Source organism: Lentibacillus sp. JNUCC-1, assembly GCF_009741735.1.
GTDB lineage: Bacteria > Bacillota > Bacilli > Bacillales > Amphibacillaceae > Lentibacillus_B.
In genome coordinates this window covers 1,353,584-1,371,279 of the sequence record NZ_WHOH01000003.1, presented here as the reverse complement: position 1 = coordinate 1,371,279, position 17,696 = coordinate 1,353,584, and the positions used below count along the sequence as shown (strand labels likewise).

General features: G+C 42.2%; 15 protein-coding genes and 2 pseudogenes. All 17 read left to right on the top strand.

The genetic code is table 11. From position 1 onward, the window contains the following. Positions 1–18 precede the first annotated feature (18 nt). The 17 genes and pseudogenes from dapG (at position 19) to JNUCC1_RS17440 (ending at position 17,660) form a co-directional block, all read left to right on the top strand. Complete coding sequence (dapG, locus tag JNUCC1_RS17515; protein ID WP_156646939.1) at positions 19–1,251, top strand: aspartate kinase; 1,233 nt, start codon at positions 19–21, stop codon at positions 1,249–1,251. 47 nt (positions 1,252–1,298) lie between these two features. Then, positions 1,299–2,177 carry a 4-hydroxy-tetrahydrodipicolinate synthase gene (gene dapA, locus JNUCC1_RS17510; protein ID WP_156646937.1) on the top strand — a complete coding sequence of 293 codons (879 nt, stop codon included), beginning with the start codon at positions 1,299–1,301 and terminating at the stop codon, positions 2,175–2,177. A 120-nt stretch (positions 2,178–2,297) separates the two neighbouring features. Further along, positions 2,298–3,019 (top strand): annotated as a pseudogene (locus tag JNUCC1_RS17505) (ClpP family protease). Beyond that, entirely contained in the window at positions 3,016–3,228 is a 213-nt protein-coding gene (locus JNUCC1_RS17500) for a YlzJ-like family protein (RefSeq protein WP_331713860.1), read from the top strand. The pseudogene JNUCC1_RS17505 and the gene JNUCC1_RS17500 overlap by 4 nt, the downstream one beginning before the upstream one ends. A gap of 111 nt (positions 3,229–3,339) precedes the next feature. Then, positions 3,340–5,635 (top strand): annotated as a pseudogene (locus tag JNUCC1_RS17495) (DNA translocase FtsK). 61 nt (positions 5,636–5,696) lie between these two features. Continuing rightward, positions 5,697–6,974 (top strand): EF-P 5-aminopentanol modification-associated protein YfmF, encoded by a 1,278-nt coding sequence (gene yfmF / locus JNUCC1_RS17490; RefSeq protein ID WP_156646935.1) that lies wholly within the window; start codon positions 5,697–5,699, stop codon positions 6,972–6,974. Continuing rightward, positions 6,971–8,254, top strand: a complete 1,284-nt coding sequence (yfmH, locus tag JNUCC1_RS17485) for an EF-P 5-aminopentanol modification-associated protein YfmH (RefSeq protein WP_331713859.1) — start codon at positions 6,971–6,973, stop codon at positions 8,252–8,254. The genes yfmF and yfmH overlap by 4 nt, the downstream gene beginning before the upstream one ends. Positions 8,255–8,260: 6 nt before the next feature. Continuing rightward, positions 8,261–8,986, top strand: a complete 726-nt coding sequence (gene ymfI, locus JNUCC1_RS17480) for an elongation factor P 5-aminopentanone reductase (RefSeq protein WP_156646933.1) — start codon at positions 8,261–8,263, stop codon at positions 8,984–8,986. An 80-nt stretch (positions 8,987–9,066) separates the two neighbouring features. Continuing rightward, entirely contained in the window at positions 9,067–9,315 is a 249-nt protein-coding gene (locus JNUCC1_RS17475) for a DUF3243 domain-containing protein (protein WP_156647183.1), read from the top strand. Positions 9,316–9,498: 183 nt separating this feature from the next. Then, positions 9,499–10,287 (top strand): DUF3388 domain-containing protein, encoded by a 789-nt coding sequence (locus tag JNUCC1_RS17470; RefSeq protein WP_156646931.1) that lies wholly within the window; start codon positions 9,499–9,501, stop codon positions 10,285–10,287. A 9-nt stretch (positions 10,288–10,296) separates the two neighbouring features. Next, the gene (locus JNUCC1_RS17465) at positions 10,297–11,226 is read left to right on the top strand and encodes a helix-turn-helix domain-containing protein (protein ID WP_231784267.1); all 930 of its coding nucleotides are present in this window, start codon (positions 10,297–10,299) and stop codon (positions 11,224–11,226) included. An 85-nt stretch (positions 11,227–11,311) separates the two neighbouring features. Further along, positions 11,312–11,890: a CDP-diacylglycerol--glycerol-3-phosphate 3-phosphatidyltransferase gene (gene pgsA / locus JNUCC1_RS17460; protein WP_331713858.1), complete on the top strand. Its 579-nt coding sequence runs from the start codon at positions 11,312–11,314 to the stop codon at positions 11,888–11,890. Then, positions 11,887–12,225 (top strand): molybdopterin-binding protein, encoded by a 339-nt coding sequence (locus JNUCC1_RS18870; RefSeq protein ID WP_231784266.1) that lies wholly within the window; start codon positions 11,887–11,889, stop codon positions 12,223–12,225. The genes pgsA and JNUCC1_RS18870 overlap by 4 nt, the downstream gene beginning before the upstream one ends. Continuing rightward, positions 12,225–13,133, top strand: coding sequence for a CinA family nicotinamide mononucleotide deamidase-related protein (locus JNUCC1_RS17455; protein ID WP_231784265.1), 909 nt, complete (start codon positions 12,225–12,227; stop codon positions 13,131–13,133). Before JNUCC1_RS18870 ends, JNUCC1_RS17455 begins: the two co-directional genes overlap by 1 nt. A 167-nt stretch (positions 13,134–13,300) precedes the next feature. Continuing rightward, positions 13,301–14,332 carry a recombinase RecA gene (gene recA, locus JNUCC1_RS17450; RefSeq protein ID WP_331713857.1) on the top strand — a complete coding sequence of 344 codons (1,032 nt, stop codon included), beginning with the start codon at positions 13,301–13,303 and terminating at the stop codon, positions 14,330–14,332. A gap of 848 nt (positions 14,333–15,180) precedes the next feature. After that, positions 15,181–16,758 (top strand): ribonuclease Y, encoded by a 1,578-nt coding sequence (gene rny, locus JNUCC1_RS17445; protein ID WP_156647180.1) that lies wholly within the window; start codon positions 15,181–15,183, stop codon positions 16,756–16,758. A 104-nt stretch (positions 16,759–16,862) separates the two neighbouring features. Next, complete coding sequence (locus JNUCC1_RS17440; protein ID WP_156646928.1) at positions 16,863–17,660, top strand: TIGR00282 family metallophosphoesterase; 798 nt, start codon at positions 16,863–16,865, stop codon at positions 17,658–17,660. Positions 17,661–17,696: the final 36 nt, after the last annotated feature.

Genomic DNA, 17,696 nt, shown 5'->3' with positions numbered 1-17,696 from the left:
TAATAAAGAGGTGATGCAATGTCCATTTTAATTCAGAAATTTGGCGGCACATCCGTGAGTACAGAAAAAAATAGAGCACACGTTATCGCACATATTCAAGAAGCCGTCCAAAATCATCATAAACTGGTTGTGGTGGTGTCAGCCATGGGGCGCTACCCTGAACCTTATGCAACAGATTCGTTAATGAATTTGATACAGAAAGAACAATCAAATTGCTCCCCGAGAGAACTTGATTTATTAATTTCATGCGGGGAAACGATTTCTTCTGTCGTCCTTGCTCATGAGCTTAGGGCTAATCAAGTTACTGCCACAGCATTGACCGGTGCACAAGCAGGAATACGAACCTCAAGTGATTTCACAAAAGCCAAAATAAAAAAAATCAAGCCGGCGAGGGTGTTAAAAGAACTTCGTCATCATGATGTTGTCGTGGTTGCCGGTTTTCAAGGCATGGCAGAAACAGGGGATATTACGACAATTGGCCGAGGCGGTAGTGACACAACGGCTGCTGCCCTGGGAAGCGCCTTAAAAGCGGAGCGGGTTGATATTTATACTGATGTAAATGGCATTATGACAGCCGATCCCTCTATTGTAACTTCAGCAAAACCGCTGCTTAATGCCACATACTTGGAAATCTGTCATATGGCCTATCAGGGTGCCTCAATCGTTCACCCGCGTGCTGTTGAATTATTAATGCAAGCCAATATTCCGCTGAGGATTGCGTCCACATATACAAAAGATAAAGGAACCCATATTTCAAGCACACAACCAAGTGACCCCTTTTCCGAACGGTTGGAACGTCCAGTTACAGGTATTGCTCATATGAAAGGATTGACACAAATCAAAGTCAATACAAAGGGGCAATCATACCATGTGCAATCCGAAGTGTTTAAAGCTATGGCTTCAGAAGGCATTTCGGTCGACTTTATTAACATTTCAACATCCGGCGTCAGTTACACAGTGCCCGATCCTCTTACAGAGCTTGCGTTACAGGCTTTAAAAAAGCGTCATTTTACTGTAAGTGCAATGCGAGACTGTGCCAAAGTTTCTGTGGTTGGCGCTGGCATGGCAGGCATGCCAGGTGTTGCTTCGACAATGATTCAAGCTTTAACGGATAAAGGGATCCGTATCTTGCAATCTGCTGACAGTCATACAACGATATGGGCACTCGTCTCAGGGGCAGATGTCAATATGGCTGTCAATGCACTTCATGATGTATTTAAACTCGGCCTTCCCGTTTCTGAAAAAAACTGAGTCAGTGGTTATATGTTTACAACCTGTTAAGAGAGGTGTGTTGGTTGATGGAGAAAGAGCCTGTCGTATATACGGCTATGGTCACACCCTTTGATGATCAAGGAGAGTTGCATTTAGGGAGAACTGAACGTTTGGTTGAACATTTATTGGATAATGGAACAGAAGGGCTCGTAATCGCCGGGACTACAGGAGAATCTCCCACATTGTCCAAGAAAGAAAAAATCAATTTATTTGAGAAAGTTGTACAAATCGTGAATGGCCGGGTTCCGGTCATTGCTGCAACAGGATCCAATAATACAGCCGAAACGATCGCTCTTACTAAAGAAGCTGAGTCACTTGGTGTAGATGGTGTAATGCTTGTAACGCCATATTATAATAAACCTTGTCAGGAAGGGCTGTATGAACATTTTGCCAGTACAGCTGCACGTACGTCACTTCCAATTATGCTCTATAACATTCCGGGGCGGTCGGTTGTTCACATGACAGCTGAAACGATTATTAAATTGAGCCAAATCGATAATATCGTTTCGCTTAAAGAAGCAAGTAATGACCTTACACAGCTGTCTTATGTTGCAGCACAGACCCCTGAAGATTTTAAAATATACTGTGGTGAAGACAGTCTGACTCTGCCAATGGCTGCACTTGGGGCAGATGGCGTTGTTTCGGTTGCTTCCCATGTTGTCGGTCTTGAAATAAAAGATATGATTAATGCATACAACGACGGGAAGGTCAAACGGGCGCAAGCTATTCACAGCCGCTATCTGCCCTTAATGGAAGCCCTGTTTCTCCAACCGTCTCCAGCTCCAGTCAAAACAGCCTTAAATCTTCTGGGCCTTTCTGCAGGTCCTGTAAGATTACCATTAAAAAATTTATCCCAGCAAGAAACAAAGGACTTAAGAGAATTACTGCCTTCATTACAGCTTTAAAATAAGCTCAATTCATTTTGGAACCAGGAAACCATTTAAGGTCTCTTGGTTCCATTGTATTTTCACGGGTTATTCGGTCCATACTAATATTAATATGAAGATAACTGGAGGCATGATTTTATGACAGAAGAGAAACCGAACAAAAATGACGACAACAAAGAGTCACAAGAAGGGTCATCCTCACTTGTACAAAAGATTCAACAATTGGGGCAATCGAATGTAGCTCAGGCGCCTGATTCAAACATTCATGTTTTGTCAATTATCGGGCAAGTAGAGGGACATGTTCAACTTCCGCCACAAAATAAAACAACCAAATATGAACATCTTTTGCCTCAACTGATTGCCATTGAACAAAACCCCAAAATTGAAGGATTAATCATTTTGCTAAATACAGTAGGCGGTGATGTCGAAGCCGGGTTGGCATTATCTGAAATGATTGCTTCCATATCAAAACCAACTGTATCTATTGTTCTTGGGGAGGTCATTCTATAGGCGTTCCTATTGCTGTTGCTGCTGACTATTCCTATGTTGCCCCCACGGCCACAATGACAATTCATCCAATTCGCTTAACCGGCCTGGTGATTGGGGTTCCGCAGACTTTTGAATACCTTGATAAAATGCAGGATAGAGTGATTGATTTTGTTACGACGCATTCGAAAATTGAAGAAGAGAAATTTAAAGAACTGATGTTCGCAAGAGGTAATCTAACACGGGATATCGGAACAAATGTGATCGGCAAAGATGCTGTTAAATATGGCCTTATTGATGGCATTGGTGGCGTTAAAGAAGCCATGGAAAAGGTAAATGAACTTATGACGAAATCAAAGGGAGTGATCCAGTGATTCTTTATACCCCTCTATCTGAAACGGACATTTTCCCTGCAGATGAAAAGGCGATGGCCAAGCGAGCTTTTCTATCCCATCAGGGTCGAACATGTTATACAGAGAAGCAGGACGATGGGTCTTATCTTGTTTTACAGCTGCTATCAACAGATCCAAACGATTTTCTCGATGGGTCATTTCTCCCTGGAACGATCATAAATAAGCCGTAAATATGCTAAATCTATGATATAATGGATATCATTGGCTGGACATGCCCCCTTGTCAAAATGACAGGGGTTTGTTTTCAATGAAAAGGTTACGCGAGCAGAGGTGAAGTTACAATGGCGAAAAAGAAACGCCGCAAGAAAAAGGCACACTAAAAAAGCAAGTAAAATTTGAACTGCTTGGTCTATTATTTATTTTCCTAGCGATATTCGGCAGTGGAGCAAGTGCCATTAGTGATGGCGTCATACCAGGCGGTCTTGAGCACATTTTCCGATTCTTTTTAGGGATCTGGTATTTTGTTGCTTCAGTATTTTTATTGATTTTTGGGATAACATTACTAGTCAAAAGAAGATATCCTGATTTTAAGCATAAAAAAATGATTGGGTTTTTGATTGTATTTTTCGGAACATTGCTGTTTACCCACATCCAGACCTTTGATCGCTTGCTACTGACGAGTGACGATACATCGATATTAAAAGCAACATGGACCAATTTCATAGCTTTCGTACAAGGAGAAGGGACAGGGTCTCAGACTGGGGGCGGCATGATTGGTGCCATATTATTTGCGTTCTCTTATTATTTGTTTTCATTGACGGGTGCTAAAATCGTTTCAGTTTTCACAGTTTTGGTCGGTCTGATTTTCCTTACTGAGTTTTCATTGGGGGATTTTTTCGGCAAACTGTCTCTTAAACTTAAAAACTATCTCACTTCGTTGAGCGGGAAAATAAAATCATCTCGTGAAGAGCGGAAATTGAAGAAAGAAGAAGCAGCACTTGATGTTCCAGACGAAAAAGAGCTGCCCGCAACAGCAGAAGCTGTGCAGGATGATCCGATTATTCAGGATTTCACTGATGTAGCTTATGCACATAGTGACGTATCTGCACAAAATTCAAATGTTGATACCGGTCAGAGTGAGCCTGTTGATTCAGCTGAAAGTGAAACAGACTTAACGGAAACATTGCCGATGACTGAAACAGAAAACCATGACTATACGCTTCCGGCAATGCAACTGCTCACCGAACCTGAACAGGGTTCACAGCAACAGGAGAAATCGCATATTCAAGGTATTGTCCGTAAGCTTGAGCGTACATTCCAGAGTTTTGGTGTTAAAGCTAAAGTATCCAAGGTTCATGTCGGACCAGCTGTAACTAAATATGAAGTTTACCCTGAAGCAGGTGTAAAAGTGAGCAAGATTGTTGGACTTCACGATGATCTGGCACTGGCGCTTGCAGCAAGGGACTTAAGAATCGAAGCACCGATACCAGGAAAGTCCGCTGTTGGAATTGAAGTTCCAAACAAGGAAGTTGCCATGGTGTCACTCAGGGAAGTTCTTGAATCCATTACCCCAGGCAGAACGGGAAACTGCTTTTCGCGCTTGGACGGGATATCTCGGGTGATTCAATCATTGCAGAATTGAATAAAATGCCTCATTTGCTTATTGCCGGTGCCACCGGCAGTGGTAAAAGTGTCTGTGTCAATGGCATTATTACGACCATATTGATGCGTGCCAAACCACATGAAGTCAAAATGATGATGATTGACCCTAAAAAGGTTGAATTGAATGTATATAATGGCATTCCGCATTTGCTTGCACCGGTCGTAACGGATCCTAAAAAAGCTGCAAGAGCTTTGAAAAAAGTTGTGGCTGAAATGGAGAGGCGCTATGATTTATTCTCAGATACAGGTACCCGTAATATTGAAGGGTATAATGAGCATGTCAGACGCTATAATCAGACAGTAGAGGAAGAAGAAGCACAGCCGTTATTGCCATATATCGTTGTTTTAGTCGATGAACTGGCAGACTTAATGATGGTTGCCTCAAGTGATGTAGAAGATGCGATTACAAGGCTCGCTCAAATGGCGAGAGCAGCAGGGATTCATTTGATTATTGCAACTCAGCGTCCCTCTGTTGATGTCATTACCGGCATTATCAAAGCCAATATCCCATCTCGAATCGCGTTTGGCGTGTCTTCTCAAACGGACAGCCGCACAATCCTGGACTCCGGCGGAGCTGAAAAGCTCCTTGGACGCGGCGATATGCTATTTATGCCAGTCGGCGCTTCGAAACCAATGCGTGTTCAGGGTGCGTTTTTATCTGATGAAGAAGTCGAACGTATCGTTGATCATTGCATAGAGCAGCAAAAAGCCTCCTACCAAGAGGAAATGATTCCGGAAGAAACGAGTGAAGTTGTTGAAGAAGTGGATGATGAATTGTTCGACGATGCGGTTAAGCTTGTCATTGAAATGGAAACAGCGAGTGTTTCCATGCTGCAGCGGCGTTTCCGGGTTGGTTACACCCGTGCAGCACGCCTTATTGATGCGATGGAAGACAGAGGGATTGTGGGCCCTTATGAAGGCAGCAAACCAAGGACTGTTCTCGTATCTCAAACCACCGAAGAAAAAACCTCGTAATTGGCTTGGAATTAAATTAACATCCATTGTAAAGACTAGAACGTAAGTTGGAGGGATGCACATGGAAACCATTTTTGAAGAAAATAACATCCGGTACCACATTGTCCCGCATCAAGCGTTTAAAACAGTCAGCATTGTCTTAAAAATAAAAGGTGAACTATCTCGGGAAACGATAACCAAGCGCGCTTTGCTCCCGTATGTCTTGGCCCAGGGTCCCAACAAATACCCTACAAGACGTGCATTGCAGCTTAAATTAGATGCTTTATACGGAGCACGCTTTTCCTTGGGCGGGGCTAAAAAAGGAAACCATCATGTATTGACATTAAGGCTTGACATAGCGAATCAGAAGTATATACAAGGGGAATCCACTGCGTTGGAGGAGACCCTGCAATTGGTTCGTGATATCATTTTTGATCCAAACACAACAGACGAAGCTTTTTCAGACAACATCTTAAATAGAGAAAAAGCAACTCTTAAAAAGAAAATGATAGCGATTCAAGATGACAAAATGCAATATGCCAATATGCGGCTTATCGATGAGATGTGCGAAGGGGATCCCTATCATTTGCACGTCCACGGGTACGAAGAAGATCTGAATGATATTCAGTCTGATAACTTGTATCAGTACTACCAGGAAATGCTCATAAGCGATGACTTCGATCTTTATATACTGGGTGACGTGGATACTGAATCGATAAAAGACCTTTTGGCTCGTACATTCAGAAATGGGCATACTGAAAGGCCACCCAAAGAACGCATCGCGCCTCATCCGGATTCAGAAAAACCAGCAAGAACCATCATTGACAAACAGCCTGTTCAACAAGCCAAGCTTCATATCGGGTATCGGACACACTGCACATATAAAGATAATCTTTATCCTGCTTTGCATGTATTTAATGGACTATTTGGCGGTTTTCCGAGTTCAAAACTGTTTATTAATGTCCGAGAGAAGAACAGCCTTGCTTATTATGCAGCCTCACGTATTGAAAGTCACAAAGGGTTAATGCTTGTATTTTCTGGAATCAACCCAAATGACTTTGAACAGGCCAATGCAATTATTGCTGATCAACTGACCGCCATGAAGAAGGGTGATTTCTCCCAAGAAGAACTTGTACAAACAAAAGACTTGGTGGTCAATCAACTTCTGGAGACAATGGATCACCCCCATGGTTTGATTGATTTACTCTATCAGCAAGTGTTGGCGGACACGAAACTGCCCCCTGAGCAATTAATCGATCAAATAAAAGCTGTCACGAAGACAGACGTCATCAAAGTGGCAGAGCCCATATTTTTGGATACAGTGTACTTATTAACAGACGAAAGAGGTGAGTCGGCGTGAAAGAACACCAATACAAACAGATCTCTGAAACCATCTATTATGAGCAGCTTCCCAATGGATTGACCTTACATCTTATTCCAAGAACAGAAATGTCAAAAACCTATGGGGTCTTCTCAACACAATATGGATCCATCGACAGGTCATTCATTCCTTTGGGTGAAAGTGAGCCCATCACTGTCCCTGATGGTGTTGCTCATTTTCTCGAACACAAACTATTCGAGAAGGAAGATCATGATGTATTCGCCGACTTCGGGAAGCAAGGTGCTTCTCCAAACGCCTTTACTTCTTTCACAGAAACGGCTTATCTCTTCAGCGCCACGAACAATATTGAAGAAAATGTTAAGACACTCCTTGATTTCGTCCAGAATCCTTATTTTTCTGATCAGTCTGTTGAAAAGGAAAAAGGAATCATCACTCAGGAAATTAATATGTACGATGATCAACCGGACTGGCAATCTTTTATGGGAACCATCAAAGCTATGTTTCATCATCACCCCGTCAACATTGACATAGCCGGTACTGAACCGACTATTCGAGCGATTACTAAAGAAGATCTATATACGTGTTATCACACATTTTACCATCCATCGAATATGAATCTCGTTATTGCTGGCAACTTTGATCCCGAACGGATGATGAAACTGATTCAGTCAAACCAGGCAAACAAAACGTTCACCGAGCCTGAACCTATTCACAAGTCATTTCCGGAAGAGCCCGATCACGTCGCCATGAGTGAACATGTGCTTAATATGCCTGTATCAACCCCTAAGTGTACAGTTGGTGTCAAAGAATCAAACAAGGCAATTACCGGTGAAGCGTTCGTAAAAAAAGATCTGTTGCAAAATATGTTCCTTGATTATTTCTTTTCTAAAAGCGGTTCATTTTATCACCTTTTATATGATGAAGATCTGATTGATTCCAGCTTTTATTTCGAATCCAATCTGGAACATAATTTCGGTTATTCCCTTATCGGCGGAAACACGGATCATCCGGATCTGTTTGCCGAACGCGTTAAAACTCTACTTTTGTCCACTAGGGAGTACAGCTTGTCATCTGAAGACTTTGAACGCATGAAGAATAAAAAAATTGGACAGTGGCTTATGGCGTTGAACTCATTGGAATTCACAGCTAATAAGTTGATTCATTATAATCGGCAGGATATCGATTTATTTAATATGATTCAAACGATCCAAGACTTAACAATCAAGGAAGCACAATCGTTCCTTGAACACTGGATAGTTCCTGATCGTATTGCCGTTTGTAAAATCGTTACGGAGTAGTTAAAAATGGGGAAGAATATTTTGATCGTTGGTGCAAGCGGAGAAATTGGTCAAGCCGTTGCAATCCAACTTGCAAAAGAGGGACATCATTTGGTCCTGCATTACAATACTAATCGAGTTGGAATTGAACAAATTATAAAGCAAGTAGAGGATGCAAGTATACTTTCGGTGATCCAAAGTGATTTAACCATGGAAGCAAGCGCAAAAAATGTGCTGAGTGCTCTGGCATTCAGTATGGATGCAGTTATTTTTGCCAGTGGGCAGGCCTACACCAGTCTCTTCCAAGATACACCGGAGACGATCATGGATCGGATGCTCAAGCTTCATGTGAAAGCGCCATGGCTCATTACTCAGGGTCTGTTACCGGGCATGATTCAGAAAAACGCCGGTCATGTTTTATTTGTCACTTCTATATGGGCAGAAGTGGGGGCCAGCATGGAAGTCGTATATTCCAGTGTGAAAGGTGCTCAAAGAAGTTTTGTCAAGGCGCTGTCTAAGGAAGTTTCGTCCAGTGGGGTCATAGTCAAAAATATAAGTCCGGGTTATATCGACACTGCGATGAACCGTCACCTCAGTGAAGATGAGAAGCACGTTTTATTCAATGACATCCCGCTTAGAAAAGGCGGTACAGCTGAAGACGTGGCTAAAACAGCGGCATTTTTATTAACGGATACGGCCTCGCGCACCCTGCTTGATGATACAATTCATGTGACTGGGGGTTGGGATCCTTAAAAAGTTTATCACAGGAACGCGCATAAAATGCCTTTTTGTACAAACAATAAGTGTGCAAAACCAAAAAGGAGGCATTAATGATGTCAGTTCTTGATAATTTCGACACATGGAAAGACTTTTTGTCCAACAAATTAGAACAAGCACAATCTCAAGGGATGGACCAACAAACCATTTCAAATGTGGCCTATGAAATAGGAGATTATCTTTCAAAACATGTAGACGCTAAAAATGGTGAAGAAGCCGTATTACTTGAACTCTGGAATGCTGCTTCTGAGGAAGAAAAACAATCTCTTGCCAACACGATGGTTAAACTCGTTCAAAATCAGTGAAAATGAAAATCCTCCACAAAAACACGTTTCCGATATGGAAACGTGTTTTTTTTGAAAACCTGGGATTTTATTGCAATAAATGTTACAATCGACTTTTCACAAAGCCATAAATCAGCTATGATAGAAAGAGATTACTTTTTGCTATAGTGGGTACCATAAGTGAAGCATGTAAAGGGGTTTATTATGGAGAAAACAGAATGGTATCTTGAATATGAAATAAAAATTAACCGACCTGGTTTGCTGGGGGATATATCTTCGCTGCTAGGGATGCTTTCCATTAATATCATTACAATTAATGGAGTGGAAAATTCCCGCCGCGGGATGCTTCTTTTGTCTAAAGAAGATGAACACATTCAGCGTTTATCGTCTATACTGGATACAATGAATACAATTGAAGTCAAGAAAATCCGCAAACCCAAGCTTCGGGATAAGCTCGCCGTCAGACATGGGCGGTACATACATCGCGATGCGGACGATCACAAAACAGTTCGTTTTGTCCGAGATGAAATTGGCTTACTCGTTGATTTTATGTCAGAAATCTATAAAACTGAAGGGCACAAATTGATCGGCGTTCGTGGGATGCCAAGAGTGGGTAAGACGGAATCAATTGTCGCTGCAAGTGTCAGTGCCAACAAACGTTGGTTATTTGTGTCCAGTACGTTATTGAAACAAACTGTCAGAAGTCAATTGATAGAAGGCGAATACAGCGGAGATCATATCTATATCATTGATGGGGTCGTATCAAAAAAACGGGCAAATGAGGTTCATTGGCAGCTAATCAGGGAAATCATGCAACTACCGGCAGTCAAAGTAGTTGAACACCCTGACATATTTGTTCAAGCAACAGAATATGAGATAGATGATTTTGATTACATTATAGAGCTTAGAAGCACTGAAGACGAACAAATCACATATGAAGCCATTGAGCAGCCCGGCTTTAATCCAAATGACGGCTTTTCCGTGTTTGATTGATTTCTAAAAATGGACGGTGTTAAAATGGGAATTGGTACCAGATTAAAGGGATCGCGTGAGACAGAAGGTATCACGCTTGATGAGCTGCAAGAAACAACAAAGATACAAAAACGGTATTTGCAAGCCATTGAAGATGAAAACTTCGGGATTTTACCTGGAACGTTTTATGCAAGAGCATTTATAAAAGAATACGCCACTGCTGTTGGTCTAAATGCTGAAGAATTGCTTGAGGAGTATCAAGAAGAGCTACCTCAAACTGAAGCCGAAGAAACACCTCAATATACACAAATTCAACGGTCACGGAAAAGTACAACCCCGGCCAAGAGCTCAGCGGTATTTGCATTAATACCAAGAATTATTGTCGTGCTCTTGATTATTGGGATTCTTTTTGCTGCCTGGTATTTCCTTAAACAGTCATTATCAGACTCTTCTTCTGAAAATGGCCAAGAACCAGGAGATAACCAAGTGATTTTGAATGAAGACCAGGAAAGTGAGCAGCCTTCTGAAGAAGATCAGGAGACCAACGATACCAATGAGAACAGCAGCGAAACTAAAGAGGATACAAATGAAGATAAAAAAAGCGAGGAACCATCTGAACCTGAAGCTGAGCTTGAATTGGTTGAAGAACAATCAGGAGGCGGTCAAGCCACAGCTGTATTTGATTTAAAAAATGCCCCGGATAAGGTTACAGCCACACTTGAGACGACAGCCAGAACATGGTTGACCGTCGAAAGTGATGGAGGCGAATCGATGTATTACGATTTCTTTGATGCGGACAATTCCCCTTTGGAACTTGATATTTCCGGAAAAGAGAGTGTTTTCATAAAGATCGGCCATGCACCTGATGTCTCAATCAAAATAAACGGTGAGGCGTTAGAATATCCAGCTGATCCAAATGAGTATGTTGTTCAAAATATAACAATAAACCCTAATAACTAAACAGAATGATTTTGAACGGACCCTTCCTTGACCATAGTCCTGTTTTGGAAGGGTCCTGTATACGTTAATCAGGAGGCGTCAAACAGTGAATTTACCAAACAAATTAACTTTATCCCGTATTATTATGATTCCTATTTTTATTGCCTTGTACAGCATCCCGCTTGGGTTTGGAGAATGGGATATTGGCGGCGCAAGTTTGCCCATTTCGCATTTCCTGGCTGCTTTGTTATTTATTTTGGCAGCTACTACCGATTGGGTCGATGGCTATTACGCACGAAAACACAATCTCGTGACAAATCTTGGGAAATTTCTTGACCCTCTCGCTGATAAGTTACTCGTAGCTGCAGCATTAATCTTACTAGTTGAAACCGGACTGGCACCTGCTTGGATAGTTATTGTTATTTTGAGCCGAGAGTTTGCAGTAACAGGACTACGGCTTGTCGCGGCCGGCGAGGGGATTGTTCTGGCAGCAAGCAGCATGGGAAAACTAAAAACAGTTACTCAACTTTTAGCAACTGCTGTTTTATTGCTGCATAACTTTCCGTTTTCATATATAGGCATACCTTTTGGAACAATTATGCTTTATATTGCCGCTATCTTAACATTTTGGTCTGGAGTTGAGTATTTTATGAAGAACTGGCATGTGATGAGTGATTCCAAATGACAACATCCATTAATGCAGAAATTATTGCTGTTGGAACGGAACTCCTGCTTGGGCAAATTGCCAACACAAATGCTCAGTGGTTATCACAACAACTCGCTCAATATGGGATAAATGTTCTTTATCACGGTGTTGTTGGGGATAATCCTGAAAGGGTTCAGGAAACATTTGCTTCAGCACAGAAACGGTCCCGTCTTGTGATTGTTACAGGCGGACTTGGACCAACGGATGACGACATGACTCGTGAGGCATTTAGTACGTTAAACAATGTACCGATCATTGAGCACGAACCATCCCTAAAAAAATCGAATCCTATTTTGCAAAAAGAGACATGGTGATGACGCCGAATAACCGTCGCCAAGCCCGAGTATTCGAAGGGGCAGAGGTTCTTGATAATACCGCCGGAATGGCCCCAGGGATGATGCTCAAACAAAATGAATGTATTTGGGTGTTTTTACCCGGGGTGCCCAGAGAGATGAAACGGCTGTTTCTAGATGATGTGCAACCATACATTAAGCGTCTTTCCGGTAGTAACACGACGATTAAGTCCACCATTTTGAAGTTTACGGGTATTGGCGAGTCACAACTGGAACATGAATTGAAAGACTTAATTTCGAATCAACATAATCCGACAATAGCGCCTCTTTCCCAGTTAGAGGGCAATGTGATCCGTTTGACAGCCAAAGCCGAAACAACAGAAGAAGTTGCTAAATTGATCAATGAAACAAAATCACACATTGTTAACAGACTAACCGACTACTATGTTGGGTGTGATGAAGATACACTTGAATCTGTTATAATTGAACGTCTTAAAGAAACTGGTATGACGATTGGAGCCGCCGAAAGTTTAACTGGAGGCTTATTCACCTCAAAGCTCATCAGTATTCCCGGAGCATCTGCGGTATGTTCAGGCGGTATTGTTTGCTATCAAAACAATCAAAAGAAGACACTGGTTGGTGTTTCTGAACAAACACTCTCAAAATACGGAGCCGTCAGTGAACAATGCGCACTTGAAATGGCTTCTGGTGCAAGAACTGCTCTGGAAACAGATATCGGGATTGGTTTTACTGGAGTAGCAGGTCCTGAGCCTTCGGAAAATAAACCAGCAGGCACCGTGTATATTGCCATCTCCCATAAGAATAGGGAAAATACAGTTCAATCATTATCTTTAGAAGGTGATCGGGACAAGATTAGACAAAAAACAGTGATTAAAGGTATGGAAATTTTATATAAAACTTTAAAGTAAAAGACACAGTCGCTGTAAGTACTGATTTTTAACAAATACTGAGGACAAAAAAATGAATTTTGTCTATAAATCAACACCAAAAACATAAGAACACTTATTCGTTTTATGCTTGGCAAAATGAATAAAACAAGGTATGATAGACTTAGTTGAAAAAGGAGGTAGGCTTTGTGAGTGATAGAAAACAAGCTTTAGATATGGCATTAAGACAAATAGAAAAGCAATTTGGCAAAGGATCTATAATGAAATTAGGTGAACAGGCCGAACAAAGAATTGCCACCATTCCAAGCGGATCATTGGCGTTGGATGTGGCCCTTGGTATCGGCGGTTACCCTAGAGGACGCGTGGTGGAAGTTTACGGACCAGAATCTTCCGGTAAAACAACTGTCGCCCTACATGCTATAGCAGAAGCCCAGCGCCAAGGTGGACAAGCGGCATTCATTGATGCAGAACATGCCCTTGACCCGACGTACGCCCGGGCGCTTGGCGTCGATATAGAAGAATTGCTCCTTTCACAGCCCGATACAGGTGAGCAGGCTTTGGAGATTGCCGAAGCACTTGTCAGGAGCGGGGCCGTGGATATTGTGGTTGTCGACTCTGTCGCAGCCCTTGTTCCAAAAGCGGAAATTGAAGGCGAAATGGGAGATTCCCACGTCGGGTTGCAGGCAAGACTCATGTCACAAGCTTTAAGAAAATTATCCGGCGCCATTAATAAATCCAAAACAACTGCCATTTTCATTAACCAGATCAGAGAAAAAGTTGGTGTCATGTTTGGGAACCCGGAAACAACACCAGGCGGCCGTGCATTAAAATTTTATTCATCAGTTCGTCTTGAAGTCCGTCGTGCCGAATCACTGAAGCAAGGTAATGATATTGTTGGTAACAGAACACGTATCAAAGTTGTTAAGAATAAAGTCGCGCCACCATTTAAAAAGGCAGAAGTGGATATCATGTATGGAGAAGGTATCTCTTCTGAAGGTGAAGTTCTCGATATCGGTTCAGAACTTGATATCGTCCAAAAAAGCGGCGCATGGTATTCATATAATGAAGAACGTCTTGGGCAGGGCCGAGAAAATGCCAAACAATTTCTTAAAGAGAACAAGGATATGCACCAAGAAATTCATCATGCAATCCGACAGCACTATGAATTGGATGAAGTTGAAGCAGATGGATCAGAAGAGTCAGAAGAAGTCGAACAATAATACACAAGCCTCTGTCTTTAGTAGACAGAGGTTTTTTATATAACCTCCTGCCCTAAAAGAAAAACATTCTCACCATTACATAGTCGACACAAACTGCGAACTAACGAAAACTTGAAATGACTACTTCTGGCAACTAACCACCACAATGAGAGTATCGTGATTTGCGCTGCGGGAAGTCGCTTTCACTTTATAACAGCTCAAGTGCGACATCTGCTCAAGTAAAACACTTTCACAGTGTCTTCTAGCCGCGGGCACGGCCTCAGCCTCCTTGCCCCGGCAAGGGGTATGTCGACGTTGTCCGCAAAGGGCGATCTTAGTCGACCCTCCTTAATGTAACGCTGTGGGGTCTTCGGACTCGTGCTGTTCCCGCAGGAGTCGACTTCCCTCCGCTCCAATCACTCTATGTAATTCAGAGGCTTGGACGGTTCTACTCACATAAGAGTTAGAGAATAACCTCTCATATCTAGCTCGGGGAAAACACGGAGACTCCCGTGGGAGCAAAAGCCTAGATGAGACCCCGGAGCGCGCAGCGCGAGGAGGCTCATCAGCGCCCACCGGACGCGGAGTGTTTTCCCCGAGCGGTTGCCAGTGGCAGTCATAAAACCCCAAATTAGATCTAACTAATTAGTTCGCAGTTTACTTAGATTATGACTTGGTCTTTCAATAGACGCATGAAAAATATGGTAGATAATTATTAGGGTCTTTTTGACGTTTTCTTGACTTTATGGGCGTGGACAATTAAAATTGACATGTATAATTATATTAATGAATTATACACGTCCATTCATTCTTTTTGTTTTTATGAAATGGTATATGCCGACAATAAAGAATTTGACAATTTTATAGCAATGGGAGGTGAATTCGTGGATCTAACAACTATTATCATCTCCATTTTGCTGACCCTATTCGTCGGTATTGTTGTTGGTTATCTGATCCGAAAGTCCATTGCAGAAGCCAAAATATCCAGTGCGGAAAGTCTTGCAAAACAAATTGTTGATGAAGCACATCGAAATGCAGATGCAGCCAAGAAAGAAGCTATGCTGGAAGCAAAAGAAGAAAACCATAACTTTCGCCAGCAGGTAGAAGATGAGCTTCGTGAGCGACGTTCAGAGATACAAACGCAAGAAAATCGACTGATGCAGAAAGATGAAAATCTGGACAGGAAAAGTGATACGCTGGATAAGCGTGAGCTCATGTTGGAAAAAAAGGAACAATCGTTAGCAGACAAGCAACAACAAATTGAAGAAATGGAAAGCAAAGTGGAAGAGTTGCGACAAGAGCAGCAAACAGAGTTGGAGCGTATTTCAGGACTTACAAACGACCAGGCAAAGCAAATCATTCTGGAACGTATTGAAAAAGACCTTGCTCATGAATCGACTTTGATGATCAAGGAAGCAGAAAACCGCGCCAAAGAAGAAGCTGACAAGAAAGCCAAAAACATTCTTTCGCTTGCGCTGCAACGCTGTGCAGCCGATCATGTAGCTGAAACGACTGTTTCTGTCGTCAACCTGCCGAACGATGAAATGAAAGGCCGCATTATTGGACGTGAAGGCCGCAACATACGAACATTAGAGACTTTGACAGGAATTGACTTGATCATTGACGATACACCAGAAGCGGTCATTTTGTCAGGCTTTGACCCAATTCGTCGTGAAATTGCCCGAATGGCACTTGAGAGACTTGTGCAGGACGGCAGAATCCATCCGGCCAGAATTGAGGAAATGGTGGACAAAGCAAGAAGAGATGTCGATGATCATATTCGTGAAATTGGTGAAGAGACAACCTTTGAAGTTGGTGTTCATGGGCTGCACCCAGATCTGATCAAAATTCTCGGACGTCTAAGGTACCGGACAAGCTATGGTCAAAACGTCCTTAAACATTCCATGGAAGTTGCACAGTTGTCAGGCTTGCTGGCTGCTGAACTTGGTGAAGATCAGACATTGGCCAAAAGAGCCGGGCTGCTTCATGATATTGGGAAAGCTATTGACCACGAAGTTGAAGGCAGTCACGTGGAAATTGGTAAGGAACTTGCAATGAAATACAAAGAACATGAAGTGGTCATTAATTCAATTGCTTCACACCATGGTGATGAAGAAGCAACTTCTATTATCTCTGTACTGGTTGCGGCAGCAGATGCCTTATCAGCTGCGCGTCCGGGAGCTAGAAGTGAAACACTGGAAAATTACATTAAGCGCCTTGAAAGATTGGAAGAAATATCTGAGTCCTTCAAGGGTGTTGAAAAATCCTTTGCGATTCAGGCAGGACGTGAAATTCGTATTATGGTCAAACCTGAAGAGATTGATGACCTTGAGTCAGTCCGCATTGCGCGTGACATCCGAAAACAGATCGAAGGCGAGCTAAACTATCCAGGTCACATTAAAGTAACCGTCATCAGAGAAACAAGAGCAGTTGAATACGCTAAATAGCAATGACATCCAAAAGCATGTGACCAGCTGAACCATAGTCGGTCACATGCTTTATTTACGATTTGATGCATTTTTGTTAATCCATATAAAGGATGGTAAAATTCATGAATATATTATTTATCGGAGATGTAGTAGGTTCGCCGGGCAGGGATATGATTACACATTATCTGCCAAAGTTAAAAGACAAATATCGCCCCCAATTAACGATCATTAATGGTGAAAACGCAGCATCGGGAAAAGGTATTACAGAAAAAATATACAAACAATTCCTGGATGCGGGCGCCCAAGTTATTACAATGGGTAACCACACATGGGATAAAAAAGAGATTTTTGATTTCATCGATGATGCCAAGCATATGATCAGACCAGCGAATTTCCCGGAAGGAACGCCCGGAAAGGGACTAACGTTTTCAAATATTAATGGAACAGAGGTTGCTGTTATCAATTTACAAGGCAGAACCTTTTTGCCGCCACTGGATGACCCATTCCTAATAGCTGATGAATTAATAGCTGAAGCTCAAAAACGCACGCCGATTATTTTTATTGATTTTCACGGTGAAGCCACAAGTGAAAAACAAGCTTTTGGCTGGTATACAGATGGCAGGGTAAGTGCGGTCGTGGGCACGCATACACACACACAAACTGCTGATGAACGAATATTACCGGAAGGAACAGCATATATAAGTGATGCGGGCATGACCGGGCCTTACGATGGTATTCTGGGGGTAGAGCGTGAAACAGTAATCAAACGGTTTCTTACACAATTGCCCGCACGTTTTGATATTGACAAAAAGGGAAGGAGTCAATTAAATGGTGTTTTTATACAAATTGATGAGAAAACAGGCAAAGCAAAGCACATTGAACGAATATTAATCAATGACGATCACCCTTTCTTTGGATGAAATCCAACCAAACTTTCATGATTGCTTCATAATACT

Excerpts from the sequence above, each read along its gene's own strand:
- JNUCC1_RS17440 (WP_156646928.1), top strand. The coding sequence starts at position 16,863 with ATGAATATATTATTTATCGGAGATGTAGTAGGTTCGCCGGGCAGGGAT.
- rny (WP_156647180.1), top strand. The coding sequence starts at position 15,181 with ATGGGAGGTGAATTCGTGGATCTAACAACTATTATCATCTCCATTTTG.
- JNUCC1_RS17475 (WP_156647183.1), top strand. The coding sequence starts at position 9,067 with ATGTCAGTTCTTGATAATTTCGACACATGGAAAGACTTTTTGTCCAAC.
- ymfI (WP_156646933.1), top strand. The coding sequence starts at position 8,261 with ATGGGGAAGAATATTTTGATCGTTGGTGCAAGCGGAGAAATTGGTCAA.
- dapA (WP_156646937.1), top strand. The coding sequence starts at position 1,299 with ATGGAGAAAGAGCCTGTCGTATATACGGCTATGGTCACACCCTTTGAT.
- yfmF (WP_156646935.1), top strand. The coding sequence starts at position 5,697 with ATGGAAACCATTTTTGAAGAAAATAACATCCGGTACCACATTGTCCCG.
- JNUCC1_RS18870 (WP_231784266.1), top strand. The coding sequence starts at position 11,887 with ATGACAACATCCATTAATGCAGAAATTATTGCTGTTGGAACGGAACTC.
- JNUCC1_RS17455 (WP_231784265.1), top strand. The coding sequence starts at position 12,225 with ATGACGCCGAATAACCGTCGCCAAGCCCGAGTATTCGAAGGGGCAGAG.
- JNUCC1_RS17465 (WP_231784267.1), top strand. The coding sequence starts at position 10,297 with ATGGACGGTGTTAAAATGGGAATTGGTACCAGATTAAAGGGATCGCGT.
- JNUCC1_RS17470 (WP_156646931.1), top strand. The coding sequence starts at position 9,499 with ATGGAGAAAACAGAATGGTATCTTGAATATGAAATAAAAATTAACCGA.
- dapG (WP_156646939.1), top strand. The coding sequence starts at position 19 with ATGTCCATTTTAATTCAGAAATTTGGCGGCACATCCGTGAGTACAGAA.